Source organism: Pseudomonas sp. Pseusp16 (assembly GCF_047324915.1).
GTDB lineage: Bacteria > Pseudomonadota > Gammaproteobacteria > Pseudomonadales > Pseudomonadaceae > Aquipseudomonas > Aquipseudomonas fluorescens_CD.
Genome location: NZ_CP168522.1, coordinates 3,633,877 through 3,658,479, shown reverse-complemented (window position 1 = coordinate 3,658,479; position 24,603 = coordinate 3,633,877). Strand labels below are relative to the sequence as shown.

The window sequence follows — 24,603 nt, the reverse complement described above, 5'->3', positions numbered from 1 at the left end:
GGTGATTGGCGGTCAGGCCTGAAAAATCCAGCACTTCACAATGGGTTGCTTGGTGACGACGGCGTTGGAATGCTTGGACTGGTAGGCACGTACCGCGCTGTCGGTGGCCTTGTTGGTGTCGAGCAGTTTTCGAGAGCGCGAGTCCTTCAGGCGGTCCCTCAATTCGCTGATGTCGGCGACCTTCTGGCGGTGCTCGGCCGCGCATTTGACGAAGTCGTTGAGGTTGATAGCGATGGTGTTGTCTTTCTTGCTGTGGTTGACCACGGGGCCGTCAGCGTCCAGGCCTTCGAGGTATTCGTAGACTTCCCAAAACTCAGCCACTACCGGGTGATCCGAACTGATCGAGGCCTGGCGCTCGATCGCCATGCGGATGATCTGGGTGCGGGTGTGACTGATCTGAGCATCGCTGAGGGGCACGACCAGGCGCAGGCAGTCGAGCAGGGCGAGCAGTTGGGCGTGGTTCTTGTTGATCCGCTCCACACGGATGTAGCCGCGCAGCTTGTTGCCGCAGTGGCCACAGTGTTCCTGTTCATCCTTGAAGGGCGTATCACACGCGAAGCAATGGCTGTGCAGGGTGCGCAGTTTGGCTTCGTAGCCGGGCAGGCGCTGGGCAAACAGCTCCATCACCTCCGACTCTTTGCGCACCGCTTGCAGCAGGAAGTTGCTGAGTTTCGCACCCTCCAGGGAATTGAGCAGGTCTGCCGCCGCGCGGCTTTCAGCCGTCACGGTCGGCCGCACAAAGTGCAGCTTCACAATCCGGGTCATGATCGCTTCGGAGGCTACGACCGGCGCGTTCTGGCTGATGGCGATGGTGGCGCGGAACGGAGGCTCGTAGGTCTCGTTGCCAGCGGTTTTGACACCCTTGGTCGCCAGCGTGCCGCCGCCGAAGTAGTCCTTGAGTTCGTCCCATTCGAACGTCTTGGCGTGGGCCTTATCGTCGCCGCTGCGATCGGACTCCAGCAGCACGACGGGCATACCGGAAATCTGGCCCATCAGGCGGCTGCGGCCGGCCTTGGTGGACTTGGATGGGTCGAAGCCTTCGTACCCTTCGCGGCCCAGCAGTTTCCACAGCAGGGTGAGCAGGGTGGTCTTACCGGCGCCGGCCTCGCCCGTGGCTTCCAGGAACGGGAACGATTGGTACCGAGCGCGGATCTGCTCGGCGAACAGGGAGCCAAACCAGAACGTCAGAGCGACGGTGCCCTGGGCGCCGAAGCATTGCCAGAGCAAGTCCAGCCAGCGCGTGTCGTAGTCCTTGGCGTCCTTCTGCAGGGCGATTTTCACGCCTTTTTGCAGGCTCTTGAGTTTCAGTTTGCCCATCTCGAAGAACTCCTCTTCGTTGATGGTGATGAGCTGTCCTTCCTTGATGGCGACGTCATTGAACACGTAGCAGCCGTACTCTCGGCTGTAACCCACGTAGTCGATGGTTTGCACGGTTTTGATACCGAAAAGCTGGTCTTTCATGATCTTGTCCAACTGTTGCCCACTACCGGTGAACACGGCTCCGGCACCCATGCCGAGAAGTCTTTTCTTGAATTCGCTGGCTGCCGCGACCTGGCCACCGGTGAAGGTGTTTTTCACCGAGCCTCCGTCATGCGGAAAGTCGACGCGGAAGAAGTACCAGGACTCATCGGTAATCTCGTTGCGCTGGAAATACAGCGCCTTGGGGTAGCAGTTGGCGATCTCGACCACGCAGCCGGACATGCGCAGTGCCTTGGCACGACGTGCTTTTTCGTTGAGTTGTTGGTCTTCATGGTTGTCGCTGGCTTCCAGCGCCTGCATCGCGCTGTTGAACTTCGAGATGTCCAACTTCCACCAGTACAGGCGTGAGTCGAAGCCGAAGTGAAACTCCTCGCGCTCGCGCCACTGGTACATAAGCAGGGCTTTTTCCACGGCACTCTCTGCAATCAGCAGGGCTCCGTGGTGCTTGGCGTCCTCCAGCTCCTTGTCGATCCGCTGGGTACGGGCTTCGACGTCGTCCATGAACGCCCAGCGCTGATGCAGATCGTTCCAGTCGACCTTGCGGGAGTCGGGTTGAGGGATCTGCGCAGCCTCGCAGGTGAAGCCAAGGTCACGCGCCTGACGGACCCACATGCGGGTGTATTTGTGCGCACCTGGTTCGTTGTCCAGCGCCCAAATCAGCTTCGGCGTTTTGCCGGCGCGGGCGGTGATCAGGGCTTTCAGCGATTCTTCTGGATAGGCGTTCGAGGAAAGCGCAGCAACGGCGGGGATACCGTTTTGCACCAGGGCGATGGCGTCGAAGATGCCTTCGACGATCCACAGTTCGTCGACCTGCAGCAGGTCCACGCAGGGCGGTACCCACCAGAACCCCTTGTAGCTTTCGCCGGGTTTGAAACGCGCCTTCTTTTTGCCGAAGCGGTTCGGCTTGTCGATGAGGCGTTCCCAGTAGCCGCCTTTGTCGAGTGGAAAGCGAACGGTGGCCGAGCCGATGTTCAGATCCCGATCAAAGTAATGCTCTTGGGAGTACCAGCCCTCAATCTGACCAATGTCGAAGCCGCGGGCGAAGGTCAAATAGGCCTTGGCACTGGCAGCGGGTTGGTCGTCGGTGGCCGGTGCGCGCTTGCTCCAGTCGTCGAACAGGTCGCTGTACAGCTCTTTCACCGGCTCCATGTAACGGCATTTCTGCTCGCGACCGCAGCGGATGAACCACGGCTCGTCGTAGCGGGAAAACAGGCGCCGCTGGTTGCACTGGGGGCAGGTGCCTTTACGCATGTACTGGGTGCCCGCCATGTGCTGCAAACCAAAGTCGGCCTCGAGCCGCTGGAGAACATCGGCGCGCAGTTGATGATCCATTGTCTTCACTGCGCACGCTCCACACCGCCGAGCTGCTTTTTCAGCTCGTTGCGGGTCCGGCAAATGCCGGCAAGGTATGGGATGTCCTTCAACACCTTCGGACCGCGCTCGCCGCGTGGTACTTCCCGATAGCGATCGGAGTACCAAACGTCGGCCATGGTGGTGTCGTACTGGTTGTCGAGCCAGCGCAGGTATTGCTCGGCCTGCTTCTGGTTTAACTCCAGATGGATGGTGATATTGCTCATTTCGGCCACCAATAAAGTGCAGTTTCCCCTTACCCACGCAATGCGGGCATGTCAGGGGCGGTTCAGATTTAGTTCGAGGTGTCGCGGGAGGTCAGCAAGCGCGCTGGTAAGAAGCGCGCCGGTACGGGATAGCGCTTCTGTGTTTGGGTATCCAACAACCAGACCAGGTACCGATAAGCACTGCTTGCCGGATAGATGCCCAGCAGGGCCACGCGTTTTGTGGTCATGCTTTCGAATTCGGCAACTGCCAGTTCAGCGATTCTCTGCACCAGGTGCTCGGGTACTTCGAGCGACTGGACGAGATAGTGTTTGCAGTTTTCAAGCAGCAAGTGGTCGCCGGACAGGTGCTGCCCATGTTGGCGGTACAGGTAGGCCACGGCCGCTTGCTGCATGGCCGCGCGATAGTCATTGGTAGGATTGATCGTCAAGGTGATGGCGTTCATGCGTATTCAACCTCCATATCGAGTGAGTCCAGCAAATCAGGCTGATCGTCCTGGGACTTCATCGCCTGGCGCCGCAATGCAACAGGGGCTACGGGTAACTTGACGGTTGGGTTGGGCATGCCGCTCGGACTCATTTCATGAGTCATTTCGAACTCGGCACGCACGGACCAGCCGCAAGCTTCGTTTGCGCATTGCAGATAGGCCACGCGCAGGAAAATGTGGGTGCCTTCGCTGGTGCGGATACGCATGCGGCCCATGCAGTGGGGGCAGACCATTTTGTAGACGCTCACTGGTCGGCCTCCTTGCTGTGCAGTTGAATCGTGGCCAGCACCTCGCCATGGCGAGCGCTCAAGTATTTGCTGTGGGCAGCAAGGATTGCAGCCGCCTCACCTTTCTCGATGACACCATCAGCCAACGCTTTATCGATGATCTGATCGACCACGCCACGCTTGGCTGCCGTGCTGACCGAACGGCTATACAACTCGATGTTGTCCAGTGTTTCGGGATCGGCGATAGGCACGAACATGCCGCTGTAAAGCGAGGCCACGTATTCAGGAAAAAAGCTGGTACCGGCGTCTCGCTCGAGCATATGAATCTGATCATCGCTCAATGGCCGGCTGCCGGCGTTTTCGTAGACGTGGTTGTCGAATTTCTTGAGTTCGTAGCCGAGGCGCGCTGCAGCGCATTCACGGCCACCTGGGTAAGCGCAAACAACTGCACTAACAACTTGGCGTCTGGTTTCTAGTACTGGGCGTTTCATCTTCTGGTTTCCTCCGTGAGCCAGAGGCCCTAATTTGTAATCACGCCGTCTTTGATCCCGAGGAGCACAGCTGCTCGATGCGCTTCGCCCCGTAGGCACTTTTTCTGCCCATTCAAAACCGCGTATACGGTGCTTGGGTTGAGGTCGTGTCGTTTGGCGAAATCAGCCGTGGACAATCCCTGCTCAATCAACCGTTGTCTGGCAAGTCGTAGTGCTTGCTCGGTGATAGCTGTGTTCGGCATAGTGCTAATTCGTGTGATTTGGTGTGAATTTTTGACGATATTGTCCCAATAAATTGGGAGTGTCAAGGCTAGAGGGTGCAAAATTGATGACAATTGGGGCTCGGCTGCGCGAGGAGCGGACACGGCTGGGCGTTAGCCAAACGGAATTGGCTGTTGCATGCGGTATTGCGAAGAACACTCAGCTGAATTACGAGAAGGATGAAAGAAGCCCAGACGCAAAATATTTGGCTGCTGCCGAAGCTCTGGGAATGGATGTGCATTACGTGTTATTTGGAAAGCACTTCCCGATCTCGCCAGATCAGCTTTCGTCCTTTGAGCTTGAGATGCTGTCGTACCTAAAAGAGCTTTCGGACTACGACAAAGAAACACTCCGTCGTATGGCAGCAGCGATGGCAACGGTGGGTAAAAGCTCGGTGCCTACACCGCAGTAGTTACCAGTCTTGTACAGTGGTGCCGTTCGATAGGTAGCGGAAAAAAGCTCAGCCCAGGCTGGGCTTTTTTGTTTCTGACTGTCCGGCCCATTGGCGAAATCGCTTCAGAAATGTACTGTATGCGCATACAGTATTGGAATTTGGCAAACGATGGAACCGATCCGCATCTACTCCCACCCAAAGCCCACCGGATTTTCGGTAATTGAGCCCGTCACAAAGCTGGAGCTTGAGCTGCTCGCCGGATATCGGAGACTGTCTTCGGATGATCAGATGCGGATTCTTTCGGTGCTGCAGGCGATGGCGTCGGTCAAACAAGCAGAGTGAGTGGAGAAGGCGGGTGGTAGGTCATCGTTTGTTGACCTGTTTTTAGATCCACAGCACCTCGCTCAGGCAGAAAGTTTTTTCAATTCTCTGTCCACTGCCCGTTTCGCGGTTTTTTCACTGGCGTACAACCACCGCAGCCGTTTGGGCTTTGACTGATCACCCGCCGTCACGGTCTTTTCCTTTCCAGTTTTCTTGTCTCGGTAGTAGGCGATGATGCCGGTGTACTCCCCTTTGTTTTCCTCGGCCAAGTCTTCCACCGTGTCCTCCGGCAGTTTGCTTTCCAGGTCGAGGCTCATGGTGTAGCCGCTGTCGGCGCTGAGGCTGTGCTGCACGTTGCCCCCATACCAGATGATTTCATCAATCTCGGCCTTCACGCCCTGGAGTGTGTAGGTCAGTTCCGGGATCAAATCCGGCCGGCCCCGGGCAAGGGTGTAGCTCAGGGTGGCGCTGCCTCGTTGCAGGCGGTTGAACTCGGCCCGGGCAGCCCGCAGGGCGGACTGCCGGTCGCTGTAGGTATGGCGCAAGTCCTTGAGGTTTTCGCCTCCGCCGGCAATAGCCTCCTGCTTTTTGGCACTGTTCACGTCGTAGTAATAGGCTCGCACACCGTCGTAGCTGTCGCGATCGGCTTGCAGGTACCGGTGCTGGTCGCCATCGACGCGGGTCAGGGTGATATGGGGCAGTGCCATGCCGCTGGCCGTTTTGCCACCGCCGGCCGGCATGCACAGCAGGCAGCCAGCTTTGACCGTGGCCACGGCATCGAACTCTTCGCCCAGTCGACTGATCAGGTTGGCATCTGACTCATTGGCCTGGTCGAGCTGCAGAATGGGCAGACCGCCCAGGGCCTCGGCAATCGTTGCCTTGAGGCCATTACCACTGGCGATGGCACCCAGCACTTCACCGAGGGTGGTGTTGCTCCAGCTGCGCTCGCGTTTGGTCTTGAGTCCTTTGCGCAGGTCCGCCGATCGCGCGCGAATGCTGAGGACGTCGGGGGCGCCGCTGTGCTCGGTTTCGTCGACGGTGTAGGTGCCTTTGTCGACCAGGCCGGTATCACTCCAGCCCAGCCACAGCCGCAAGATCGCGCCCTTGGGTGGAATGGCCAGCAGGCCATCGTGGTCACTGAGCGTGATGCTGAGTTGATCGGCCTCGATGCCGCGATTGTCGGTGAGCTCCAGGCTCATCAGCCGCGGACTAATCAGCTGCGCGATGTCGTTGCCGTCGACGGTCAAGCGGAACGCCGGTACCGGATAGGTGGCATCGCGGCGACTCTGTTCGAGGGTGCTGTTCACGTAGCCCGTCACACGGGCAATCGCAGCATCGATCACAGCAGCCCCCTCAGAATGTTCAAGCCGGTGCCGGTGCTCGCACCGAGCAGATCGACACGGCCATCGTCGACGCGCTTCAGGCTCAGGTTGAACTCGATCCGCCGCGCGGCGCCGTTGGAAAAGAAGATGGTCCTGGTTTCCGTCAGGCTGTCGATCACCCACAGCCCACACAACCGACCGGTGCCTTCAACCATGGGCCAGGCCTTGCCGGTATCCGCCATCTGGCGCAGCGCATCTAGGCTCAAAACGGTACCGGCCAACTCCGGAAGGATGATGCCGGGGAGGGTGACGGCATCCTCCCCTCGGCCCAGGAACTGACGGGCCGGTTGGGCACCGATACGGTTGCTGCCGGGGTGGCGCCATTCCGTCTGGCGCTGCATTTCCTGATAGGCAGCCGTGTGCAGGCTAAAAACGAACATGCCGAGGGCGAGCATCATGCGGGTTACTCCTGGTCGGACAGTTGGCTGCGCTTGCGGGCGGACTTTTCCCGATCGATGCGGGTCAGTTCGGCACGCACGGCACGGGCAATGGCCTGGGCATCCATGCCCGGGGCTGGGTGAATGTTGATTTCGTAGTGGTCGTGACTGTCGTAGGTCGAGGCAGCCAGCGGGGCGACGGGGGCTCGGTTGTCGATTTCAATCGCTGGAGTTGCAGCCGTGCCCATGGCCATGACGGGCGCCGCGATGCTGCCCAGTGCCATGGCGCCGGCGGCCGTGAACTGTTTGCCGAGGGTGGCTAACGTCGCCAGAACGCCGGTTTCAGTGCCAGAGGGACTGGCCATGGGCACGGTCGATTGCGCCGCCTTGAGCGGTTGAGCCACCCCGGCAGCCTCGGCCGGGGTGCGTTGTTCCTCCATCGAAGTGGGACCTGCGATCGCATTCATCACGAACGCCCCCGCGCTGGTGAGCTGCTTGCTGATTTGCGCGACGGCATCAAGCGGCCCTTGTTCACCGGATTGCAGCCCCTGCGTCAGGCCTGCCATGGTGAAACCGCCCAGTTCGGCAAAGACCCGCGACGGGCTGTGGATGCCGAGCTTTTCCTTGAACCAGTCGATGGTCGAACCACCGAGCGAGGTGATGGCCTCCTTGATCTGTCCGGCGCCGGCCAGTAACCCGTTGACCAGGCCGTTGACGATCATGTTGCCGAACTCGGTGAAGCGCGTCGGCAGATCCACGCCCAGGTAGCTCAGCACTCCAGCAAAGGCCTGGTAGATCAGCCCAATCGGACTGAAGTTGGCCAGGGTGGTGAGAATGCCGCCGATGCCGCCGCTGAAACCGGCCTTGATCTCGGTCCAGGCATTGGCGAAGTACAGCTTCACCTGGTCCCAGTTCTGATAGATGAGGTAGCCGGCACCGGCAAGTACGGCCACGACGGCGGCGATGGCCAGCGCTACAGGGTTGGCTGCCAGCCCCCACAGGGCGATGCTGACGGCACGAATAGCTGTTACCAGTCCACCGCTAAAGGCTACGGCCAGCACTCTCAGCAAGCCCAGCAGTGTGGGGATTTTCAGCCCCATCATGGACAGTGCGAAACGCACGGCGAGGAAAGGGCCAAGCACACCGGATATGCCGAGTGCGACGACACCGAAGCCAGCAGACAAGGCTGCAATCCCTGCCGCGACTTTCAACAGGCTCGCGACAAGCGTAGGGTTTTGAGTTGCCCAGGTGTTCACCCGCTCAATGATGCGGTTAAAGCCGTCGACCAGCTCGATGAGGGTTGGTCGCAGCGTTTCGCCCAGGGCGCTGCTGAGGTTGAACATTCGGTTTTGCGTCATCTGCCAGCGGGCTGACAGAGCTTCACTGCGGATGTCGCCCTCGCGTTGCATCGATCCGCTGCCCTTGGTGCTGTTCACCAGCTCAAGCTGGCGGCGGTATTCGCCGATGTTGGCGGCGAGCTTTGCGGCGTCGTCGCCGTATTCCTTGCCGAACAGCTCAGTCATAACGCCAAGCTGTTTGGCCTTGGGCAACTTGCTCACCGCATCCAGCACCTTTTGGATGGTGCCAGTGGCGTCCTTGGCCATGCCCTCTTGCACGGCTTTCGCTTCCAGCCCAACCGCCGCCAGTCCTTTCTGAAACTTCTTTGGCTGCTGCGTCGCAATCGCCAGTTCACGGATCATTGCGTTGGTGGCTGTGCCCGCGACTTCCGCCGAAGCACCCAGGGTCAGGAAGGTGGAGCCCAACGCCGCCGCATCCTTGAACGACATGCCCACCGAGGCAGTAATGCCGGCAGTGCGCTGCATCACGTCAATGATGTCGGAGCCTTTGGACATGGCGTTGTCGTCAAGGTAGTTGATGGCGTCACCGAGCTGGCTGACGTTCTTGATTGGCAGTTTGTAGAGCTGGGCGATACGCGCCAGGCTCTCACCGACCTGGTCGGCGGGTAATTCGAAAGCCGTGGCGGCCGTGCCCGCGACGCGAGCGAATTCGAGCAGGTTGTCCTTGCCCTGAATACCCATCCGCGCACCGCCCTCAACGAGCGCGGCGATGTCGGTGGTGGCCATGGGGATGCTTTCTCCCATCTTCTTGATGGCCGCCCCCATGTCGTAATAGGTCTGGGTGAGTTTGCCGTTGTCGTCTCGGGCACCCTCGACCTGCTTGGCGACACCGGCCATGGCGTCCTCGAAGCTCGAATAGTTCTTCACCATTGCCAGAATCGGCAGCCCAGCGGCCGCACCGGTGGCGACAGAGCTGGCACCGGCGGTTGCCGTGACTCCCACCATCTCCCGACTCCTGCCGAAGTTGGCGCGTAGTTTCGCTGCCCGGGCCTGCTGCGCACTCATGGCTGCCATGCGCTTGCTTTGAGTATCGATGCTGGTGTTGGCGGCGTCGATTTGGCTCTTGAGCTTGAGCTCGTGCGCGCCAAGGGCGCTGGTGTTGATTCCCGCTTCTTTGAGCTGTGCGCCGAGGCTGGCCAGTTTGGCTTTCTGCTGTCCGTACTGTTCGCCCAACCGTTTGGATTCGCCGGTCTGCTGACGCAACAGGGCAAGTTGGGCCTTGTGCGGCTGCTCCAGCCGACGCAGCTCTTCGCGCAGGCTGGCATACCCTGCACGGGCGGAACGTAGCTGCGTATTACCGGCGGTGTAGCCTTCGGATAGGTTTTTTTCTTTGGCTGCCAGTTGGTCGAGCTCGACCTTACGGGCTCGTTGAGCCGTGGTCAGTTGTTCGTATTCGACGCGCTGCTTGTCGGTCAGGGTGTTGCCCTGACTGGTCACGGCGTTGAGGGTGGCAATCTGGGAGCGTGCCTTGTTGTATTCGTCACGGACCAACCCAAGGGCATTGCGTGAGCCGGTGAGTTCGCGCTTCAGATCGCCTTGGGTGTCCTTGAGCGCATCGAATTTTTGCCGTGACTGTTCGACCAGCGCCTGGGTGGGGGCCAGTTGCTGACGCACTTTGGCCGTGGCGCGACTGAGTTCACCCAGCTTGGCGTTACTGGCCTCCAGCGCAGCCGCTGTCTCGCGGTTGGTGGCTTGCAGCTCGCGCCAGGCGCTGACGTCCTTCTGTTGGGTGTTGAGTTCCTTGAGGCGGTCGCGGGCGTCCTTCAATGCCCGGGCAGTTTCGAGGCTGCCCTGGCTAATTTGCCGCAGCGGCGCGGAGGCCTTGTCGATGGCATTGAGCAATACCTGAAGTCGTAGATCATTGGCCATCGGCGCTACTCCTAACCCGCGCCCTCTCGCGCCAGTCCATCAGTTCCTGCAGGCCCAGTCGATCCATGTCGGCTGGTGCCCAGTGAAAGACCACGGCCAGATCGGCCATGGCGTCCTCTACGCAACGAGGGATGCATCCGTCTTCGCCTGCTTCTGCAGCAAAAAACCGACGACCTTGCCGCCGATGGCCAGCAGGTCGGCGGGGTCCATGCCGGCAGCTTCGGGGGCGGTGATGCCGGGGGAGCTGATGCGCGGGATGACCTTGATCAGGCTGGCCACGTCGAGGTTCAGCAGCTCGGCCAGGTGAATGCCACGCAGCTCACCCGCGCAAGGTTTGCGCAGGGTGACGGTGCTGATGAGTTGCTTGCCGCGCTGGATGGGGGTGTCGAGCTCAACGGTGTTTTCGTCATGCTTGCGCTCTTCAGGCGCGGTACCAACGGATTCAGCGGTTTCAGGTGTGGACATGTTTTTCTCCAGGAGGTGAGGTGGGCCATCGATCGAGGGCCTTTCGAATTAGATGCCCAGGGCTTTGCGCTGGGCTTCGAGCATGTCGACGCCGTCGACCATCTCAACGAAATTGAGCAGGTCGATTTCGATGATGGTTTCGCCGTCGACGATCAGTTTGTAGTAGCTGCAGGTGGTGGTCATGCCGTGCTCGGTGTCGTCACCCGGCTTGGCATCGCCCATTTCGATGGTTTCGTGACGGCCACGGACCACGATCTCGACGGCGCTCATTTCTTCGGTGTCGTCCTGCTGGAACGTGCCGGTAAAACGCAGCAGCACGCCGGACGCCTTGATCGTGCCGAACTGGCGCAACGAGATCAGGTCGAGGCCACCGGTTTTCCATTCCAGCTTGATGCCGTCATCGGAAAAGCCCAGGTCAGCCTTGACCGGGCCATTCATGCCGCCGCCGCGATAGGACTCCATCTTGCGACCGAGGGCGGGCAAGGTGACGGACTTGGCGACGGCCAGGTAGCTGTTGCCGTCGTTGAAAAGGTTCATGTTCTTGAGTTTGCGGGGCATGGCCATGGCGGTGTTCTCCGGTCGGCTGGCGCAGGGTTACCTCCCCGTGAGGGGAGGTCCGGGTTAGCTGTTGAGGCGGCTGGCAAAGTCGACCAGGTAGCGGTCAGTGATGCGCTGACGCAGGGTGAGGTCTTCCAGCGGCGGTACCGGGGTGTAGTCGTAGTCGATGTACAACTTGCCGGCCTTGAGCGTGGTTTCGTTGTTGATGTCGTCGGGGAACCAGGCGCTGCCGCCGATCAGGTAGCCGCCGGCAATCATTTCTCGGAACTTGTCGTTGATGCTTTCGAGCATGTCGCGCACCAACGAGGGGTGCATGGGTTTGTCCATGGCCCACATTTGCGCGTTGGCCATGGTATCGGCCAGCACCTGGGCGGTGCGGGTGTAGTTCTCGAAGGCAAACAACGGATCGTCGCTGCAGGTGCGACTGCCCCAGAAGCGATAACCGCCCTCGTTAATCAGGGTGGTGACCTCGTTGCCGTTGAGGTAGTTGGCATCGGTGGCCGGGTTCTGCAGATCCCAGAACACGTCAGCGCTGATGCCGGTGACGCCATTGACGGCGACGTTGGACAGGGTCTTGTGCCAGCCCACTTCCTGATCGATCTTGGCGCGCAATCCCAGCGCACGCGCCACGGCCGGAGCAGTGACGGTGGTGTTGGTAACGGTGTTCCAGTTCTGGAAGTCGGGCCAGATGACCATGACTTCACGGGCGCCGAAGTTCTCGCGGTAGGCGGTCGCTTCTTCCTTGGTCTGGCAGTCCCAGGCACTGACATAAGTGAAGGCGCGCAGCTGCTGGGCGATCGCCGCCAGCGCGGTGGCCACGGGCAAGGTGTCGAGACCTGGCACACCGAGAATGCGTGGGGTGACCTGCAAGCGCGATTTGGCCGCGAGCAGGGCTTTCATACCCGTGTACTTGCCGGCAGGGGTGGTGGTGCCGATCAGGTTGCTGGTCGTCGCGGCGTCGTCGGCGCCTTTGGCGACACGAACCACAACAATGACAGGTTTGGTCTGGTCGGCAATCGCCTGCAGGCTGGCCGCCAGCGTGCCTTGGGTGCCGGCCTTACCGATGGCGGCTTGCACGTTGGTGATCAGGACAGGGGTGTCCAGGGGGAACATCGTGATATCGGCGTCTTCGGCAGTACAGACCAGGCCGATGACAGCGGTGGAAACGGTGCGAATGGGGCGCGTGCCCTCGTTGATTTCGAGGACTCGCACGCCGTGATGGTATTCGTCGGCCATGGTGTTTGCCTGCGCAGTGATGGAAAGACACTGCACAGGCTGCCGCGCGCGCGCCGGGTGAGCGAGCGCTGGGAGTTGTAGCGACTGGTGCTACAGGTTTTGAGTTGATTCTTCAGTCACTCAGTAAACCAAGTAGGTGCTACTGGGCGGTGATCTGCCAGGGGAAACTCTTCGCCTTGCGGCCAGTCGCGCAATTGCCGGCGGTAGGCCTGCAAGGCGGTGTATTGCTCGGCGCTGAGCGTGGTCGCACTACCTTCCTCCAGCTCGTCACGGTGCCGGGTTACATCTCCGTCCGTGGCGGCCAGTTTGGCGTTACGCCAGTTGCGCTCGATCGCGGCGACTTCCTCCGGAGTCAGCGGTGGCGGTTCAATCAGCACCGGGTAACCGTCGGCATCCTCCCGAATGATTTTCCCCTGCGACTGCCCGTCGATCAGCGTCTGATGCAGTTCCGACGTGATCTCCTTAGCCCCTTCAGGGATGTTGTCACCGTGCATGTGGTCGAAGTAAAAGCCACGGGGGGTACTTGAGTAATAAATGGTCATGGACTTTCCTCTGCGAAGTTATTTACCGATGGCGCGCCACGAAAAATAACGGGCGTTGTTCGGAAGATCGGTGTACCAGACCGATGCCTCAAACTTGTTCGTAAGCGGGTAACCGACCTGCCAGTCGGTCTTGTTCGACCGGTAGATGCCACCCGCCCCATCACTGGCATCCAGGTCAGTGGCGCTGATGCCTGCGCAACCTACAACCGCCAGGCATGCGTTAGGGAAGGCTGCGGGGAACACCACATCGAAGTCCCAACGTCCGTTGGCCGGGTTCGCGGTGCCGAGCACAATCCCCCATTGCTCGTACAACCCTCCACCGGTGTAGCGAAAGCCACTAGTTCCGGCAGTGTTAGAGGACATCGCGCCAACCCCCACCACCAACCACATACCGCCATACGCTGTGACCGTTACGTCATCGTTGAACAAAAGCGGAAAACTCGTCGCGGTGCCGCCTGAGTTGAAGGAACCAATAAAGGTGTCTGCCCCGGTTCGCGCGAGTGTGCAGATTCCCGACCCGAGGTTTACGAGACGGAGACTTGCGCCGTTTGCCACAGTGGCGGCGCTTGGTAAGGTCAGCGTTACGGGTGAAGCTGACGAAACCACGAACTCACCGCCGAAATCTGCGAGCGTGAGGGAACGACTGGCCGTGATGGCAGTAGCTATCCGTCTGTTGCCCAGTGCTGCCTGTACGAAGGCCGTCGTGGCAATCGAGGTGTCGGCGTCGAACTGCGCCGGTGTCGGCGCAGTTGGGTTGCCGGTCAGCGCTGGCGAGGCCAGCGGCGCCTTGGTCGCCAGCAGGTTGGTCATGGTCGTGGCAAAGTTCGGATCGTTGCCCAGCGCCGTCGCCAGTTCGTTCAGTGTATCCAGGGCAGCCGGGGACGATGCCACCAGCGCAGCGATGGCCGCCTGAACAAACGCAGTGCTGGCGAGCTGCGTGGTATTGGTACCGGCCACGGCTGTCGGCGCCGTCGGTGTGCCGGTCAGCGCTGGTGACGCCAAGGGCGCCCGCGAGGTGTCCGTCGGGTGGCGGTGATCCTCTCGCGCTAGCTTGGTGCCAGTGCCAACAGCCGCCGCGCCATCCATTAGCGGCGCCACCGTGGCCAGATCCGCCGCAATCTCCTGCTGAACGAAACCAGTGGTCGCGAGCTGCGTGGTATTGGTGCCCGTTGCCGCCGTCGGCGCAGTTGGCGTGCCGGTCAAAGCTGGCGAGGCCAGCGGCGCCTTGGCCGCCAGCAGGTTGGTCATGGTCGTGGCAAAGTTCGGATCGTTGCCCAACGCTGTCGCCAGTTCGTTCAGCGTATCCAGCGCCCCCGGCGCGGCCGCAATCAAGGCCGCGACCGATGCCTGCACAAACGCCGTGCTCGCGGCCTGAGTGGTGTTGGTGCCGGGCGCCGCCGTCGGCACAGTTGGCGTGCCAGTTAGCGCGATCGAATCCAGGTCATCAACCGCCGTCAGGACGTTAACCCCGTCACACCAGACCATCTTTTTCTTGCCTTGGACAACCACAACGCCCGTGCCGGCCGGGGTCTTGATTGTCAGGGTGTAGGCGCCGGTCGTCTTGTTCTCGACAATCCACCAACCAGAAACCGCAGGAACGGTTACCACGATATTCGCGGTTAATGCGCCGGATAGCGACAGCACTGCATTGCCCGCTTCAGTAGCTGTCAGGTTGACCGTCACGCCGCCCGCGACCGACTTGCTGAGAATACCGGCCACGGCCGTCCGCACAAAGGCAGTACTGGCGGCCTGCGTGGTGTTCGTGCCAGCCGCGGCTGTCGGCACAGTCGGCGTACCACTGAAGGAAGGGCTGGCCAGCGGCGCAAATCCCTGAGTGATGTTCTGGAACGTCAAGGCTGTGTTGCCCAGGACAATCGCGCCATCGGTGACCAACTGCCAACTGGTGTCCGCCTGTGTGGTGCCTTGCTCGACCGACACCAGCAACGCCGACGTGACCTCGGGGCTGCCATCGGCATCGGAGGCACGCGCCCAGGCACCGGCGGCCGCGACGTACAGGCCATTGTCCTTGGCCGCCGTCTGGTTTTTCACCAACACCCGATCACCGGCGACCAGCGCGATACCGTCAAGGGTCTGCAAACCGGTCAGCGCGATGTTGGCCGTGGTGGCCGCCCGTACCGACTGCTTGCTGTCGAGCTTGGAGACTTCCTCCAGCACCTTGGCGTCGACATAGGCCCGGGTGGCCAGCACCACGCTCGGGTCAATCTTGAGCTCGACGTTGCTGGAATTGCTGACAATCAGGTTAATGCGCACGACCTGCGTGCGGCCGGAGCCCTGGGCGAGCAAGGGCTTAAACGACGGCGCGCAGTTGGCCACCGCCACCAGATCGTTGTCCGCGTCGTACAGGCCGATTTCACGAATCCAAAAACCGCCGACATCCTCAGGAATGACCTGCTCGGCGATGATGATCCCCGCGTTAACGGGATCGACCTTGAGCTGATTCAGCGGGGCACGTCGACGCTCATTGATCAGTGCGGTCTGTGTGGCTGACGGAATAGGGTCCGTTCCATTGGCATCGCCGACACCCATCTGGGTGATCTTCCAGGCGATGCCCAAGGCATCGGCATTGGCCTGCTTGGAGGTGCCGATGTTGGTCAGGATGGCGAAAAACTGAGAGGTCTGGTCGATCATGGGAATACATCCAGAGTGTCGATGGTGTGGTCGCGGCCGCCCCGGCCAATGACGCCGGTGACTTCGATGTCGCGCTGAGTGGGCGGGTACACGGTGATTTCGTCGCCCTCGTAGATCGCGGTGCCCATGTAGAGGCGACCGGTGGATTCGAGGCTGATGGCCAGGCCTGTCAGGTGCCGGCTGCGGGGCTTGGCGTCATCGATGAGGAAGGTCAGTTCCTGGTACATCTCATCGGTGATACCGGTTTCCAGCACCCCGACCTTCAGGGCGAAGGTCCCAGGCACCCCTTCGGGGACGGTCTGCCACCACTCCATCACCTCGATCAGATAACCCAATGGCTCGACGACGCGGCGCAGCGCGCCGATGGTGCCCTTGTGCGAATGGATGTAATACGACGCACGAATGGCGGCACGCTTGGTGGCTTCTGTCCACTTGCTGTCCCAGCGATCCACGGAAAAGGCCCAGGCCAGATACGGCAGAAACTCCACCGGACACAGCATGGGGTTCCACAGCAGGCGCAGCGGAATGGGCGTGCGCTCGATCTGCGCGAGCGCCTCGGCCGCCAAGCGCTCCAACTGGCTGGCATTGCGCGGCAACAGCGACACGCCGCCCATTACTCAAGCCCCTGCGTAAGGGTGATCCCAGTGCAGTAGGGCGCCTGGTAGGGCGTGGCGGTGATATCGAGCCAGCCGTCCAACTCGACCTTGCGCACCCCTTCGACGTGCAACGCGGCGTGGATGGCTGACTCGGACACTTCCATGGCCAGTCGGCGGCGTTGATTCACATAGGCCTGCAGGCGTTGGTTGGCCGTGGCCAGGATGGGCTCGGACTCGGGACCGTTGGTTTTCAGGTACAGGCGGGCATTCACCTGGTACGGCAGGATGGTCGCGCTCTGCACCGTCAGGCGATCCGCCACCGGGCGGCGGTCGTCGTCGCTCAAGTAGGTGTTGACGATGTTGAGCAAGGCCGCATCCGCACTGCCATTGCCCAACAGGGATTGCACGGTGACCACCACCACGGCGGGGCTTGGGCTTTCTGCCGTGGCATCGGCCACCCGTCCATCGGCGGCGCGAGCGTGGAAGATGTAGCTGTTACGTGGCCCGGCGGTGCTGAGGCCTTCGAATGCCATCTGCGCGCGTTCGCGCAAGCTGTCGTAGCTCTCCAGAATTTCGGGGATCGGCGGCACGGCCAAAGGATTGCCGGCCTGGACCAACAGGCGCTCGACGTTGTAGTTGGCGGCCAGGTTCTCCAGATCGGCGCCCTGGGCGAGCGCGAGCATGTTGGCCACTGAGCCTTCGTTGACACGCTGACGCCAGATGGTTTCGCGGTAGGCATTTTCCTCGAGCAGCTTGGTCAGCGGCTCCGATTCCAGCTCGAGGCGGGCAGCGATTTCCGCTTGTTGCTCCACGGGCCAGAGGCTGATGGCATACGCCTTACGCTCGGCCAGGATCACTTCGAAATCGATCTGCTCAACGATTTGCGGCGCCGGGAGCTGGCTGAGGTCGATCGGGACAAAGGTGTTCATACGCTAGCCCCCAGTTGCAGCGGAATACTCAGATTGTGTTGCTGGTTGCTGTCGACTTCGGTGCCTTCCAGTTCCAATACGACCTGGCCCTGCAGGCTGACGCCACTGAACTGCACACGGCTGAGGCTGATCCGCGGTTCCCAGCGCAACAGGGCCATGGCAGTGGCGGCATACACGCGCAGCCGCGTGGCATCGTTGAAGGGCTGGTCGACCAGCTCGGGTAGCAAACTGCCGTATTCGCGGCGCATCACGCGGGTGCCAATACGCGTGGTCAAAATGTCGGCAATGGACTGGATGATGCTGTCCTGGTCATTGATGTCGCCGCCGGTGTCTCTGTTCATTCCGGTTTCCCCGTTTTGCCGCCGCCGGACATCACCTCGCCGTGCAGGTGTTTGACCAGGCTGATGCCGGCCGCGACGACATCTTCCGAGACGGTGACCTTTCCGGTGACGTGCTGATTGCCGGTCTGGGTGTAGTCACCCTCGTGGGTGATCGGGCCGACGATGTGAATGCCACCCTGGCTGATCAGCTCCGTGGTACCGGCCTCGGGTAGGACTGCACGCAGGTGATGGGCAACGCTGTCGTATTCGATGACGGCACCGTCGCGGAAGGTACGGCGTTGCAGGCCAGGCCGATCACCGTTGGCGGCATGCTCGTCGCTGAAAACGCCGGTGAGAGCCACGCCATTGGCGAGCTGTCCCGATGGGCTGAGCAGAATGACCTGCTCGTTTACGGTTGGCGGGTCCCAGTCCTGATCCAGCCCGGCCCGTGCTGCGATCCATGGCAGCCAGCCAGTGAGCAGTTCGCCGGTTTTCACGCGCACGCGCGGCGGCTGCATCTGAACTTCGGCAACGGTGCCGAAGCGGATGAGGTTTTCCAGCAGGCGGGAGAGGGCGGCGATATTGGTCATGCCGCCGATGGTGGCGCCACGCGCACGCGAGCGCAGCCGGGGGAACTTGTAGCGCGGGTGGTTACAGGGTCAGGTGGGCCAGCAGGGTGTCGCGGATCAATTCGAGATCGACATCGGTGAAGCCCAGCACCTCCCGCTGGTCGTAGCGCACATCCGGGGCGCCCCGTTCGGCGCGGTCCTTCAGACCGTACTGGTGCACCCGGGCGATGCGGGCTATCCGTCCGGTGAAACCGACGCTGACCAGGTTGCTGTCGCCCCGGGCTTTCAGGTAACTCGCGGTGCGCAGCTTGCGGAACATCTTCAGCTTGCGCTGGATGCGGCCTTGTTTGCCGCGCAGGTCGCGCTGCTTTCGCGGGGCGTACTGGCTGCCGTCCGGGTTGCGTTGGGCGGTGACCCGCTGTTGCTGACTGCGGCGCAGCTGCTGCGCGATGGTCCGGGCCAACGAGGTGCGAGCGGCTGGCTCCAGCCGGTGCAGCAGCAGGCCGGCCCAATCCTCCAGGGCTTGCAGGTCACTCATTGGCGGGGCGCTGCGGATGCGGGCTGGCCAACGCCATGGCATCGGTCGGTTGTGGCGCCTGCCATTCGGCGAGCAGAACGCCGTCGGCAAACACCTGGATCGGGCCTTCGATCTGTTCGTAGGGCGTGTACTGCGGCTCGGCCGCATGTTTGACGGCGAAGGTGCCATCGTCCTGTTTCTTCACGATGACGCGCTCGGTCAACGGCAGGCTCAGGCTCATGTCGACCTTGCTGTGGTCGATGACATCGGCTTCGAACTTGATGCCCTCGGCGGACTTGTCCAGGTTGACCAGCAGCTCCGACTGGTTCACGCGCAGCCAGCCCAGCAGCGGCAGCATCACGCTGTCGGGATGACCGGCGAAGTCGGTCAGGATGATCTGCAGGTCGTAGGCATATTCGAAGGACAGGCCGGCAGCCCCGGTGCAGCGGATCTTGCCGTTGTCGATGAAGATCAACAGGCGGTCGGGGTTGTGCTTGAGTTCGGGTATGGCAGCCAGCAGATGGGTTCGGAGACTATCGGGCTTGTTCATGTTGCACCTGGTGTTGGTAAACCATATCGACCTGGGCGGCACAGTCCGCCCAAGCGGCCTCAACGCGGTCCTGGTCGGTGAGCAGTGCGCCGTTACTGTCCGGTCCCGTCGCCGGCAGGTGGCACGGCACCACGGCCGGACAACCACTGACGATAAGCGTCGGCGCCGGTGAGGGCGGGGCGCTCGCGCAACCGGCGAGCAGCATCAGGCAGAAGCTGCTCAGCCCAAATCCGAAGTTCTGAGTTTTCACGTTTCAATGCCTCGATCGTTCGTTCACGGTTGGCCAGGCCCTGGCGCAGTTGATCCTGCTTGGCGCGCAGGCTGGCCTGCGCCTCGCGCTCCTGTTGCAGCGTGTCGCGCAGACTGTTCGCGGTATCCAGATTGCGACCAGCGTCGTCACGGGCCGCCTTGAGGTCTTTCTCTGCCAGCTCGGTGTTCTTGTCGGCGATCGCTATGCGCTGCTCCTGGCCCCAAGTCAGTAACGCCAGGGCGCCGATCAAGGCGAGGCCATACAGCGCCAGGCGCAGCGTGCTCATGCGCGGTACCAGCCGAGCTTGTTCATGTCGCCGACATCCAACTGCTGCACCGGGCCGCGAATGATGATGACTTTGCGGCCTGGCATTAGGACGTAAAGCGCATTGATCAGCAGTTCCATGTCGTGCTGATCGCTGTCCGGTGGCACCACCAGCAGATCGCCGTCCTGTACGTTCAAGCGTTTCACCGCGTCGATATCGATCATGCGGCCTCCGGCACGGGACAGCCGGTGGCGTGCCGTTGATAGGCGCGTTCCAGCTTGATGTCGTAGAGATTGCGTTGGAAATCAGGGCCGTTGTATCCCTTGGCAAACACAGCCCATTTCTTTGCTTTGAGCGCCTTCAGCAGTGCCGGATCAGCCTCGAGGAAGCGCACGAATGCTTCGAACTGTTCGTTTTCGTCCTTGGCCATGCGGGCGACAAAGTCCTGCACGCTGGAATAGCCCAGGCGTACGGCGTGATAGCCCATGATCTGGAAGGCGCCCCAACTGGCCGATTCCAGCGCGCAGGTGTCATCGATGAGCCTGGCGTGGGCCAGGCGTTGGTGTTCGGCAGTACCGCCGGCATATCCCCCGGCACGCGGGTTAACCAGGTTGGGTTGAGTGGTGGCCAAGTCATCGGCGTGGGCCTGCAGCGCAACCACGTCGTCTTCTGGTGTGCGGGGGTGGGCGAGCCGGCGGTACATGATGTGCCGTTCGTAGAGAATCTTCGGTTTGCCGTTGTCGAGGAAACCCGCGCCCAGGCTCTCCACTTCGTTCACGGCGAGGATGGCCGCCAGTTCGACGCCCAGGCGCGCAGCCGCCGCCGTCAGCGTGGTATGGCGCAGCAGGGCAGAACAGTCGGCACCGGACAGCGTGGCGAGGGTTTTGGGGCCGGCGATACCGTCCGCGACCAGCCCCACCTTGGATTGATAGGCGCGCACCGCATTCTCGGTGGCATCACCATACAAGCCGTCCACGAACAGGGCGGCGCCGGCCAGATTGAGGCGTTGCTGCAGCAGGCGAACATCCTGGCTGCGATCGCCATGGCGAAGGGTCGTCATACTTGGTCCACCTTGCGCTTGAAGAATTGATTGGCCAGCGCCCGGGTGCCTTCAACGCCGAGCAGCCCAATGACGCCGCCGAAGAACGGACCGGTCGATGCGGGAATCCCCAGCAGGGACAGACCGTGGCTACCCGCCAGCGCGAGGGCGCCGCACAACGGGGCCTCCAGCGCGACACGGCGCAGGGTGCCGCCGCCGTACATAATCCGCAGCGCCGCAATGACAGCGGCGAGGCCGCCGGCATAGAGGGCGGGCCAGTTTTGTTCGAGCCAGGTAGCGAGCCAGGCCCAGGTGTCCGGTTTGTCAGGCATGCGCATCATTCCGCTGTCCAGGGTTGAGGGTGGGAAGCTGGCGAATGTCCAGAGAGGGGACGCGTTGAGTCAGTCCCATAGATTCACCATCTGTCGTTGTTCTGCTTGAGGGGCCACCTCGGGCAACTGCACCAGGGTGCCGTGCGGCAGGATCGTGCCGAGGTCGGCCAGCCCCGGATTGGCATCCAGCACGGCCTCGGTGACGCCTTCCGTGCGACCGTAGATTCGCCAGCAGATGGCATCGACGGTTTCGCCTTGGTTGGCGATTGCGGCGGGCATCACAGCAGCTCCACGGTGGTATGGCTGATGCCAAGGAGGCTGCGCAGTGCCTTGCGCGAATCGCGACGCAGTTGGTCGGCGCTGCTTTCTTCCTCGGTGACCTTCTTCTCGCCGCTATTGGTGGCGTCAAAACTGCTGTAGCGCTCCACCAGCTCGGCCAGCGCGCTGCAATAAATGACTCGGCGGTAGAGGTGCACCAGCTGGCTTTCGTCTTTGATCTGTTCTGCAGGTACGTCGGCCAAAGTGGCAAAGCCCAGGGCTTGCTGGGCAGCCCGGTAGCCCGCAAGCTCCCGGTTTGCCTCGATCATGGCGTTGACAGTCGCGACCTCCAGGCGATCGTCAGTGACGGCATCGGTGATGCGCATGGCGGCGCGCAAATGCTGGCCGTCAATCTCTGGCCAGAAGGTGCTGTTGCCGATCGGGAAGGCGGTCGTTGGAATGCCGCCGGCGATGAATCCGCTCATGCTGGTCGCTCGAATAGGTCGGCGGTGGTCGGGACTTCACAGCTGGGCCAAGGAGAAAAGCTCGCTGATCCGCCCCGAGCCGCCGGGTGCGTGGGGACGCTCGGTTAACTGGCTGGGCCAGTGTGTTTCTTGAGGAGGCGCTCAGCGCGCTCCAGGTCTTTCTTGCCACCGCAGCTGCTGTGCAGCTCGATGGCTCGTTTGAGTAGATCGATGCCTGCTTGTAGCTGACCTGGTTGTCCAGGTTTCACTTCGTCGATGCCTTCCAAGGTGGCGTGGCCGAGGGCAAGGACCAGCTTGGCGCGGGCTTCGTCCGGCATGTCCTGCTCTTCGGTCAGCACAGCGGTATTGGTGAGGATCTCCAGCGAGAAAGTACCGCCGGCTTTTTGAGCTTTAAGTGCGGCCGTGGCCACTTCTTCGGCCACCAGGCAGCCGGTGGTGCGGTTGAAACGGTCCGGCATCATCAGGCCGTGTTTCAGGACATACTCAGCAACCTGCAATCCGCCAGCAAAGTCGCCCGCATCGAAGCGCCAGACCATGAGGGTGGTGATCACGTCGTCCTGGGCGCCCTGTCCAGCAGAAAGGACGCCGTCAACGTAGGGCACGTAATCGGGCAGCATCTCGATCTTGAGCTTCGCCTTGCCCTCTTGAGACTGCACCTGCTTCAGACGGAACTGGTCCTGCTGCAGTTTGGCCAGCGTGACCTCGTAACCGGTGGCACCTTCCATCATGGCGGCGGGAGCGACTGCTGCGGCCTCCAGCGCTGCGCGTTTGCGCAGCTGGTTGCGTTGGGCAAGGGTCAGCGACATGGCTTATACCCTCTCGATGTTTTCGACCAGGGCGACCAAGCCGAGGTCTTCGATGACATAGGCTTCGTTCGAGGACTGGTAGTCGGCGACACGGTCGTATTCCGGCTCGTCCTTGAGGTGACGACGGCGAGCGCTGGCCAGGTAGTAGATGGACAGGTTGCTCAGCGTGGTGATGAGAACACCGCCCTCGATGAAGAACGGTGCATCCTCGATCGGCAGGCCACCCAGGCGGCCCTTATTGACGATCTCGTCGGCGGCGTTTTCTTCCTGGTTGGATGCGGCGCCCTTTTCCACGGCCTTGAGTTGTTTCTCGTGCAATAGGGCACGGTCCACGATCACCACCAGATCCGGACGCTTGCGGTGCCACGGGTCGAGCATTTGGACCGCATCGAACACCAGACCGTCCAGGGTCTTGTAATCGCCGGTGGCACCTACAGTGACCTTGTCCGGGGTAGCGCCTTCATCGAGCACGCGCTCCGGTGCCGCAACACGGATTTTTTGCAGCCAGCCGATGTTGACGTCCTGCAGTAGCGGGTTGGTGGCCAGGTTGGTGTCGACCGCGACGCTGGTACCGTTGAAGCCGATCATGATCCGGTCCAGCCCCTGGCGTTCGGCGATCGATGCCGACAGGCGCGGCTGGAAGTCCGGGAACTTGGCCCAGGCATCAAGTTTGGCGTAAGGGAACGCGGTGTCGAAGTCGGTTTTCTTGCAGCTGTAAGTGTCCTTGCTCAGGCCACTGACATCGCGCGGCTGACGCGGATTGTTCGCGCTGGTGTTGGTGCGGCCGGCGGTTGGGCCGTTGACGCCCAGCAGGATCGCTTCGCCTTCCGCTTCATCGACGGGGATGATGTTGATCCTTTTCAGGAAGCCACTGGACTCCTGAATCGCGGTTTCCAGCTTTTGCTGAGGCGTCGGGGCCACGGTGAATTTCACTTCAACCGAGTCGACGCCGTTGATCTTGGCTTGCTGGGACAGGTAGCCTTTGAAGGCGATTCGAGTTTCTTTACGCATGGTGCTCTCCGAACTGGTAAGGGGCTGCGACAGGGGGATCAGTAGTCAGCGAGGGCTTGCCCATTACCGCCGGAAAGGGGCGGACGGGATTGCTGACTGAGGTCCTCGGTGGCGCCGAGGCGCTTGACCAGGTCGGCGAACGCGGTGTCGAGCTTCTCGAACTTGGCTTCCAATTCCTGGCGGGCTTTCTGTTCAGCAGCGAAGGCTTCAGCCTGTTCGCTGCCATGGGTGGCCAGGCTTTCGATCAACTCGCCCAAGGCGGCGAAGTTGGCGGCATCCTTGCCTTCTTTGTCCTTGCTCATGCCGAGGAGCTCGCCAACCTTCTCTTTCAGAGAGGCGAACATGCCGGGGGTGTCGGCGAACTCTTCGAATTCCAGGGCGGTTTCCTCCGCCGCAGTGAACAGGTTGTCCTTGTCCTTTTTGCGGTTGGCCAAAGTGCCGTGTTGGGCGCTGAAAGACAGCGCTTCGGTGCCCAGGCTCGCGGGGGTGTCGGTGATGGCGAGGCCGACCAGGTAGGCCTTGCCGCTGTCGGCGAACTTCGGTTGAACCTCGATCGAGGTGTAAACCTTCTGGCCTGCCTTGTTCAGGGCGAGCAGCGCGGCGTTGGGTTCGAGTTGGCCGAACAGGGCCAGCTTCTTGACGCCTGCAATCTCGACCTCTTCGGCCTTGAGCGCCAGAACGTCACCGTAGGCGCCGAACTCACCACCGGGCCAGTAACCCTTGATGTGCTCGCAGTTGATCCGCGCACCGTAGGTGTTGGGGCTGTAGGTGCTGGCCATGTCCTCGATCCAGCTGCGCTCAATGTTGCGTCCGTCAGTGGTGGCGCCTTCAACGGCGATACGGGTCCATTTGGAACGGTATTTCTTGGCTGGGGTGTCGGTCTTGCCGGCCATGCTGGGAGTCCTCATTGCGGTGGCGTTGTGCCTGGCGATGAGGGCATGGTCGGCATCGCGCGATGGCGCGGCAACGTGGGGGACTTGTAGCGGGGCGGCTTACAGGGCGCGG

Annotated in this window: 32 protein-coding genes and 1 pseudogene; 2 read left to right on the top strand and 31 right to left on the bottom strand. The window is 61.5% G+C overall.

What is annotated here, in order from left to right; all coding sequences use genetic code 11:
- Positions 1-12: 12 nt before the first annotated feature.
- The 6 genes from ACEN8Q_RS16685 to ACEN8Q_RS16660 all read right to left on the bottom strand — a co-directional run bounded on the left by ACEN8Q_RS16685 (position 13) and on the right by ACEN8Q_RS16660 (position 4,501).
- On the bottom strand, positions 13-2,811 hold the full coding sequence (locus tag ACEN8Q_RS16685; RefSeq protein ID WP_413705505.1) for a toprim domain-containing protein: 2,799 nt from the start codon (positions 2,809-2,811) through the stop codon (positions 13-15).
- A gap of 5 nt (positions 2,812-2,816) precedes the next feature.
- Positions 2,817-3,056 (bottom strand): hypothetical protein, encoded by a 240-nt coding sequence (locus ACEN8Q_RS16680; protein ID WP_413703446.1) that lies wholly within the window; start codon positions 3,054-3,056, stop codon positions 2,817-2,819.
- A 68-nt stretch (positions 3,057-3,124) separates the two neighbouring features.
- Positions 3,125-3,499 carry a hypothetical protein gene (locus ACEN8Q_RS16675; RefSeq protein WP_413703445.1) on the bottom strand — a complete coding sequence of 125 codons (375 nt, stop codon included), beginning with the start codon at positions 3,497-3,499 and terminating at the stop codon, positions 3,125-3,127.
- A complete protein-coding gene (locus tag ACEN8Q_RS16670; protein ID WP_258684607.1) occupies positions 3,496-3,789 on the bottom strand; it encodes an ogr/Delta-like zinc finger family protein in 294 nt (97 codons plus the stop codon). The genes ACEN8Q_RS16675 and ACEN8Q_RS16670 overlap by 4 nt, the downstream gene beginning before the upstream one ends.
- The gene (locus ACEN8Q_RS16665) at positions 3,786-4,259 is read right to left on the bottom strand and encodes a YmfL family putative regulatory protein (RefSeq protein ID WP_413703444.1); all 474 of its coding nucleotides are present in this window, start codon (positions 4,257-4,259) and stop codon (positions 3,786-3,788) included. The genes ACEN8Q_RS16670 and ACEN8Q_RS16665 overlap by 4 nt, the downstream gene beginning before the upstream one ends.
- Positions 4,260-4,288: 29 nt before the next feature.
- The gene (locus tag ACEN8Q_RS16660) at positions 4,289-4,501 is read right to left on the bottom strand and encodes a DNA-binding protein (RefSeq protein WP_413703443.1); all 213 of its coding nucleotides are present in this window, start codon (positions 4,499-4,501) and stop codon (positions 4,289-4,291) included.
- Positions 4,502-4,587: 86 nt separating this feature from the next.
- Between ACEN8Q_RS16660 and ACEN8Q_RS16655 the strand changes: the two genes are divergently transcribed.
- The gene (locus ACEN8Q_RS16655; protein ID WP_413703442.1) at positions 4,588-4,932 is read left to right on the top strand and encodes a helix-turn-helix domain-containing protein; all 345 of its coding nucleotides are present in this window, start codon (positions 4,588-4,590) and stop codon (positions 4,930-4,932) included.
- A gap of 150 nt (positions 4,933-5,082) precedes the next feature.
- A complete protein-coding gene (locus tag ACEN8Q_RS16650; RefSeq protein WP_413703441.1) occupies positions 5,083-5,256 on the top strand; it encodes a hypothetical protein in 174 nt (57 codons plus the stop codon).
- A 62-nt stretch (positions 5,257-5,318) separates the two neighbouring features.
- On the opposite strand, the gene ACEN8Q_RS16645 is transcribed toward ACEN8Q_RS16650, so the two are convergent.
- The 25 genes and pseudogenes from ACEN8Q_RS16645 to ACEN8Q_RS16525 all read right to left on the bottom strand — a co-directional run bounded on the left by ACEN8Q_RS16645 (position 5,319) and on the right by ACEN8Q_RS16525 (position 24,491).
- Positions 5,319-6,578 (bottom strand): phage late control D family protein, encoded by a 1,260-nt coding sequence (locus ACEN8Q_RS16645; RefSeq protein WP_413703440.1) that lies wholly within the window; start codon positions 6,576-6,578, stop codon positions 5,319-5,321.
- Positions 6,575-7,015 (bottom strand): phage tail protein, encoded by a 441-nt coding sequence (locus tag ACEN8Q_RS16640; RefSeq protein WP_150812455.1) that lies wholly within the window; start codon positions 7,013-7,015, stop codon positions 6,575-6,577. The genes ACEN8Q_RS16645 and ACEN8Q_RS16640 overlap by 4 nt, the downstream gene beginning before the upstream one ends.
- A 5-nt stretch (positions 7,016-7,020) precedes the next feature.
- Positions 7,021-10,221 (bottom strand): phage tail tape measure protein, encoded by a 3,201-nt coding sequence (locus tag ACEN8Q_RS16635; RefSeq protein WP_413703439.1) that lies wholly within the window; start codon positions 10,219-10,221, stop codon positions 7,021-7,023.
- A complete protein-coding gene (locus ACEN8Q_RS16630; protein ID WP_150812457.1) occupies positions 10,211-10,330 on the bottom strand; it encodes a GpE family phage tail protein in 120 nt (39 codons plus the stop codon). The genes ACEN8Q_RS16635 and ACEN8Q_RS16630 overlap by 11 nt, the downstream gene beginning before the upstream one ends.
- An 8-nt stretch (positions 10,331-10,338) precedes the next feature.
- Positions 10,339-10,686 (bottom strand): phage tail assembly protein, encoded by a 348-nt coding sequence (locus ACEN8Q_RS16625; RefSeq protein WP_413703438.1) that lies wholly within the window; start codon positions 10,684-10,686, stop codon positions 10,339-10,341.
- Positions 10,687-10,734: 48 nt separating this feature from the next.
- Positions 10,735-11,250: a phage major tail tube protein gene (locus ACEN8Q_RS16620; RefSeq protein WP_413703437.1), complete on the bottom strand. Its 516-nt coding sequence runs from the start codon at positions 11,248-11,250 to the stop codon at positions 10,735-10,737.
- Positions 11,251-11,307: 57 nt separating this feature from the next.
- The gene (locus tag ACEN8Q_RS16615) at positions 11,308-12,480 is read right to left on the bottom strand and encodes a phage tail sheath protein (protein ID WP_413703436.1); all 1,173 of its coding nucleotides are present in this window, start codon (positions 12,478-12,480) and stop codon (positions 11,308-11,310) included.
- Positions 12,481-12,596: 116 nt separating this feature from the next.
- The gene (locus tag ACEN8Q_RS16610) at positions 12,597-13,022 is read right to left on the bottom strand and encodes a phage tail assembly chaperone (RefSeq protein WP_413703435.1); all 426 of its coding nucleotides are present in this window, start codon (positions 13,020-13,022) and stop codon (positions 12,597-12,599) included.
- Positions 13,023-13,040: 18 nt separating this feature from the next.
- Entirely contained in the window at positions 13,041-15,671 is a 2,631-nt protein-coding gene (locus ACEN8Q_RS16605; RefSeq protein ID WP_413703434.1) for a phage tail protein, read from the bottom strand.
- Positions 15,668-16,285: a phage tail protein I gene (locus ACEN8Q_RS16600; RefSeq protein ID WP_413703433.1), complete on the bottom strand. Its 618-nt coding sequence runs from the start codon at positions 16,283-16,285 to the stop codon at positions 15,668-15,670. The genes ACEN8Q_RS16605 and ACEN8Q_RS16600 overlap by 4 nt, the downstream gene beginning before the upstream one ends.
- Positions 16,285-17,196, bottom strand: coding sequence for a baseplate assembly protein (locus ACEN8Q_RS16595; protein ID WP_413703432.1), 912 nt, complete (start codon positions 17,194-17,196; stop codon positions 16,285-16,287). The genes ACEN8Q_RS16600 and ACEN8Q_RS16595 overlap by 1 nt, the downstream gene beginning before the upstream one ends.
- Positions 17,193-17,537 carry a GPW/gp25 family protein gene (locus tag ACEN8Q_RS16590; protein WP_413703431.1) on the bottom strand — a complete coding sequence of 115 codons (345 nt, stop codon included), beginning with the start codon at positions 17,535-17,537 and terminating at the stop codon, positions 17,193-17,195. Before ACEN8Q_RS16590 ends, ACEN8Q_RS16595 begins: the two co-directional genes overlap by 4 nt.
- On the bottom strand, positions 17,534-18,106 hold the full coding sequence (locus ACEN8Q_RS16585) for a phage baseplate assembly protein V (protein ID WP_413703430.1): 573 nt from the start codon (positions 18,104-18,106) through the stop codon (positions 17,534-17,536). The genes ACEN8Q_RS16590 and ACEN8Q_RS16585 overlap by 4 nt, the downstream gene beginning before the upstream one ends.
- A gap of 61 nt (positions 18,107-18,167) precedes the next feature.
- Complete coding sequence (locus ACEN8Q_RS16580; RefSeq protein WP_413703429.1) at positions 18,168-18,623, bottom strand: phage virion morphogenesis protein; 456 nt, start codon at positions 18,621-18,623, stop codon at positions 18,168-18,170.
- Positions 18,616-19,152 carry a phage tail protein gene (locus tag ACEN8Q_RS16575; RefSeq protein ID WP_413703428.1) on the bottom strand — a complete coding sequence of 179 codons (537 nt, stop codon included), beginning with the start codon at positions 19,150-19,152 and terminating at the stop codon, positions 18,616-18,618. Before ACEN8Q_RS16575 ends, ACEN8Q_RS16580 begins: the two co-directional genes overlap by 8 nt.
- Positions 19,136-19,327, bottom strand: a pseudogene (gene lysC, locus ACEN8Q_RS16570) (Rz1-like lysis system protein LysC); the annotation flags it as partial. The pseudogene lysC and the gene ACEN8Q_RS16575, both read right to left, overlap by 17 nt.
- A complete protein-coding gene (gene lysB / locus ACEN8Q_RS16565; protein WP_413703427.1) occupies positions 19,245-19,688 on the bottom strand; it encodes an Rz-like lysis system protein LysB in 444 nt (147 codons plus the stop codon). The pseudogene lysC and the gene lysB, both read right to left, overlap by 83 nt.
- Complete coding sequence (locus ACEN8Q_RS16560) at positions 19,685-19,891, bottom strand: hypothetical protein (RefSeq protein WP_150812468.1); 207 nt, start codon at positions 19,889-19,891, stop codon at positions 19,685-19,687. The genes lysB and ACEN8Q_RS16560 overlap by 4 nt, the downstream gene beginning before the upstream one ends.
- Positions 19,888-20,727 carry an N-acetylmuramidase domain-containing protein gene (locus tag ACEN8Q_RS16555; RefSeq protein WP_413703426.1) on the bottom strand — a complete coding sequence of 280 codons (840 nt, stop codon included), beginning with the start codon at positions 20,725-20,727 and terminating at the stop codon, positions 19,888-19,890. Before ACEN8Q_RS16555 ends, ACEN8Q_RS16560 begins: the two co-directional genes overlap by 4 nt.
- Positions 20,724-21,047 carry a phage holin, lambda family gene (locus tag ACEN8Q_RS16550; protein ID WP_413703425.1) on the bottom strand — a complete coding sequence of 108 codons (324 nt, stop codon included), beginning with the start codon at positions 21,045-21,047 and terminating at the stop codon, positions 20,724-20,726. The genes ACEN8Q_RS16555 and ACEN8Q_RS16550 overlap by 4 nt, the downstream gene beginning before the upstream one ends.
- A gap of 60 nt (positions 21,048-21,107) precedes the next feature.
- The gene (locus tag ACEN8Q_RS16545) at positions 21,108-21,317 is read right to left on the bottom strand and encodes a tail protein X (RefSeq protein WP_413705504.1); all 210 of its coding nucleotides are present in this window, start codon (positions 21,315-21,317) and stop codon (positions 21,108-21,110) included.
- Positions 21,317-21,781: a head completion/stabilization protein gene (locus ACEN8Q_RS16540; RefSeq protein ID WP_413703424.1), complete on the bottom strand. Its 465-nt coding sequence runs from the start codon at positions 21,779-21,781 to the stop codon at positions 21,317-21,319. The genes ACEN8Q_RS16545 and ACEN8Q_RS16540 overlap by 1 nt, the downstream gene beginning before the upstream one ends.
- A gap of 104 nt (positions 21,782-21,885) precedes the next feature.
- Positions 21,886-22,587, bottom strand: a complete 702-nt coding sequence (locus ACEN8Q_RS16535; RefSeq protein ID WP_413703423.1) for a terminase endonuclease subunit — start codon at positions 22,585-22,587, stop codon at positions 21,886-21,888.
- 3 nt (positions 22,588-22,590) lie between these two features.
- Positions 22,591-23,598, bottom strand: coding sequence for a phage major capsid protein, P2 family (locus ACEN8Q_RS16530; RefSeq protein WP_413703422.1), 1,008 nt, complete (start codon positions 23,596-23,598; stop codon positions 22,591-22,593).
- A gap of 38 nt (positions 23,599-23,636) precedes the next feature.
- A complete protein-coding gene (locus tag ACEN8Q_RS16525; protein WP_413703421.1) occupies positions 23,637-24,491 on the bottom strand; it encodes a GPO family capsid scaffolding protein in 855 nt (284 codons plus the stop codon).
- Positions 24,492-24,603: the final 112 nt, after the last annotated feature.

Bases quoted from the DNA above. Each gene is read 5' to 3' on its own strand.
- ACEN8Q_RS16610 (WP_413703435.1), bottom strand. From the start codon at position 13,022: ATGACCATTTATTACTCAAGTACCCCCCGTGGCTTTTACTTCGACCAC.
- ACEN8Q_RS16545 (WP_413705504.1), bottom strand. From the start codon at position 21,317: ATGCCCGCCGCAATCGCCAACCAAGGCGAAACCGTCGATGCCATCTGC.
- ACEN8Q_RS16680 (WP_413703446.1), bottom strand. From the start codon at position 3,056: ATGAGCAATATCACCATCCATCTGGAGTTAAACCAGAAGCAGGCCGAG.
- ACEN8Q_RS16600 (WP_413703433.1), bottom strand. From the start codon at position 16,285: ATGGGCGGCGTGTCGCTGTTGCCGCGCAATGCCAGCCAGTTGGAGCGC.
- ACEN8Q_RS16685 (WP_413705505.1), bottom strand. From the start codon at position 2,811: ATGGATCATCAACTGCGCGCCGATGTTCTCCAGCGGCTCGAGGCCGAC.
- ACEN8Q_RS16660 (WP_413703443.1), bottom strand. From the start codon at position 4,501: ATGCCGAACACAGCTATCACCGAGCAAGCACTACGACTTGCCAGACAA.
- ACEN8Q_RS16630 (WP_150812457.1), bottom strand. From the start codon at position 10,330: ATGGCCGATCTGGCCGTGGTCTTTCACTGGGCACCAGCCGACATGGAT.
- ACEN8Q_RS16615 (WP_413703436.1), bottom strand. From the start codon at position 12,480: ATGGCCGACGAATACCATCACGGCGTGCGAGTCCTCGAAATCAACGAG.
- ACEN8Q_RS16540 (WP_413703424.1), bottom strand. From the start codon at position 21,781: ATGAGCGGATTCATCGCCGGCGGCATTCCAACGACCGCCTTCCCGATC.
- ACEN8Q_RS16550 (WP_413703425.1), bottom strand. From the start codon at position 21,047: ATGATGCGCATGCCTGACAAACCGGACACCTGGGCCTGGCTCGCTACC.
- ACEN8Q_RS16650 (WP_413703441.1), top strand. From the start codon at position 5,083: ATGGAACCGATCCGCATCTACTCCCACCCAAAGCCCACCGGATTTTCG.
- ACEN8Q_RS16620 (WP_413703437.1), bottom strand. From the start codon at position 11,250: ATGGCCATGCCCCGCAAACTCAAGAACATGAACCTTTTCAACGACGGC.
- ACEN8Q_RS16555 (WP_413703426.1), bottom strand. From the start codon at position 20,727: ATGACGACCCTTCGCCATGGCGATCGCAGCCAGGATGTTCGCCTGCTG.
- ACEN8Q_RS16530 (WP_413703422.1), bottom strand. From the start codon at position 23,598: ATGCGTAAAGAAACTCGAATCGCCTTCAAAGGCTACCTGTCCCAGCAA.
- ACEN8Q_RS16590 (WP_413703431.1), bottom strand. From the start codon at position 17,537: ATGAACAGAGACACCGGCGGCGACATCAATGACCAGGACAGCATCATC.
- ACEN8Q_RS16585 (WP_413703430.1), bottom strand. From the start codon at position 18,106: ATGACCAATATCGCCGCCCTCTCCCGCCTGCTGGAAAACCTCATCCGC.
- ACEN8Q_RS16655 (WP_413703442.1), top strand. From the start codon at position 4,588: ATGACAATTGGGGCTCGGCTGCGCGAGGAGCGGACACGGCTGGGCGTT.
- ACEN8Q_RS16675 (WP_413703445.1), bottom strand. From the start codon at position 3,499: ATGAACGCCATCACCTTGACGATCAATCCTACCAATGACTATCGCGCG.
- ACEN8Q_RS16560 (WP_150812468.1), bottom strand. From the start codon at position 19,891: ATGATCGATATCGACGCGGTGAAACGCTTGAACGTACAGGACGGCGAT.
- ACEN8Q_RS16535 (WP_413703423.1), bottom strand. From the start codon at position 22,587: ATGTCGCTGACCCTTGCCCAACGCAACCAGCTGCGCAAACGCGCAGCG.
- lysB (WP_413703427.1), bottom strand. From the start codon at position 19,688: ATGAGCACGCTGCGCCTGGCGCTGTATGGCCTCGCCTTGATCGGCGCC.
- ACEN8Q_RS16665 (WP_413703444.1), bottom strand. From the start codon at position 4,259: ATGAAACGCCCAGTACTAGAAACCAGACGCCAAGTTGTTAGTGCAGTT.
- ACEN8Q_RS16625 (WP_413703438.1), bottom strand. From the start codon at position 10,686: ATGTCCACACCTGAAACCGCTGAATCCGTTGGTACCGCGCCTGAAGAG.
- ACEN8Q_RS16605 (WP_413703434.1), bottom strand. From the start codon at position 15,671: ATGATCGACCAGACCTCTCAGTTTTTCGCCATCCTGACCAACATCGGC.
- ACEN8Q_RS16525 (WP_413703421.1), bottom strand. From the start codon at position 24,491: ATGGCCGGCAAGACCGACACCCCAGCCAAGAAATACCGTTCCAAATGG.
- ACEN8Q_RS16640 (WP_150812455.1), bottom strand. From the start codon at position 7,015: ATGATGCTCGCCCTCGGCATGTTCGTTTTTAGCCTGCACACGGCTGCC.
- ACEN8Q_RS16580 (WP_413703429.1), bottom strand. From the start codon at position 18,623: ATGAGTGACCTGCAAGCCCTGGAGGATTGGGCCGGCCTGCTGCTGCAC.
- ACEN8Q_RS16635 (WP_413703439.1), bottom strand. From the start codon at position 10,221: ATGGCCAATGATCTACGACTTCAGGTATTGCTCAATGCCATCGACAAG.
- ACEN8Q_RS16575 (WP_413703428.1), bottom strand. From the start codon at position 19,152: ATGAACAAGCCCGATAGTCTCCGAACCCATCTGCTGGCTGCCATACCC.
- ACEN8Q_RS16595 (WP_413703432.1), bottom strand. From the start codon at position 17,196: ATGAACACCTTTGTCCCGATCGACCTCAGCCAGCTCCCGGCGCCGCAA.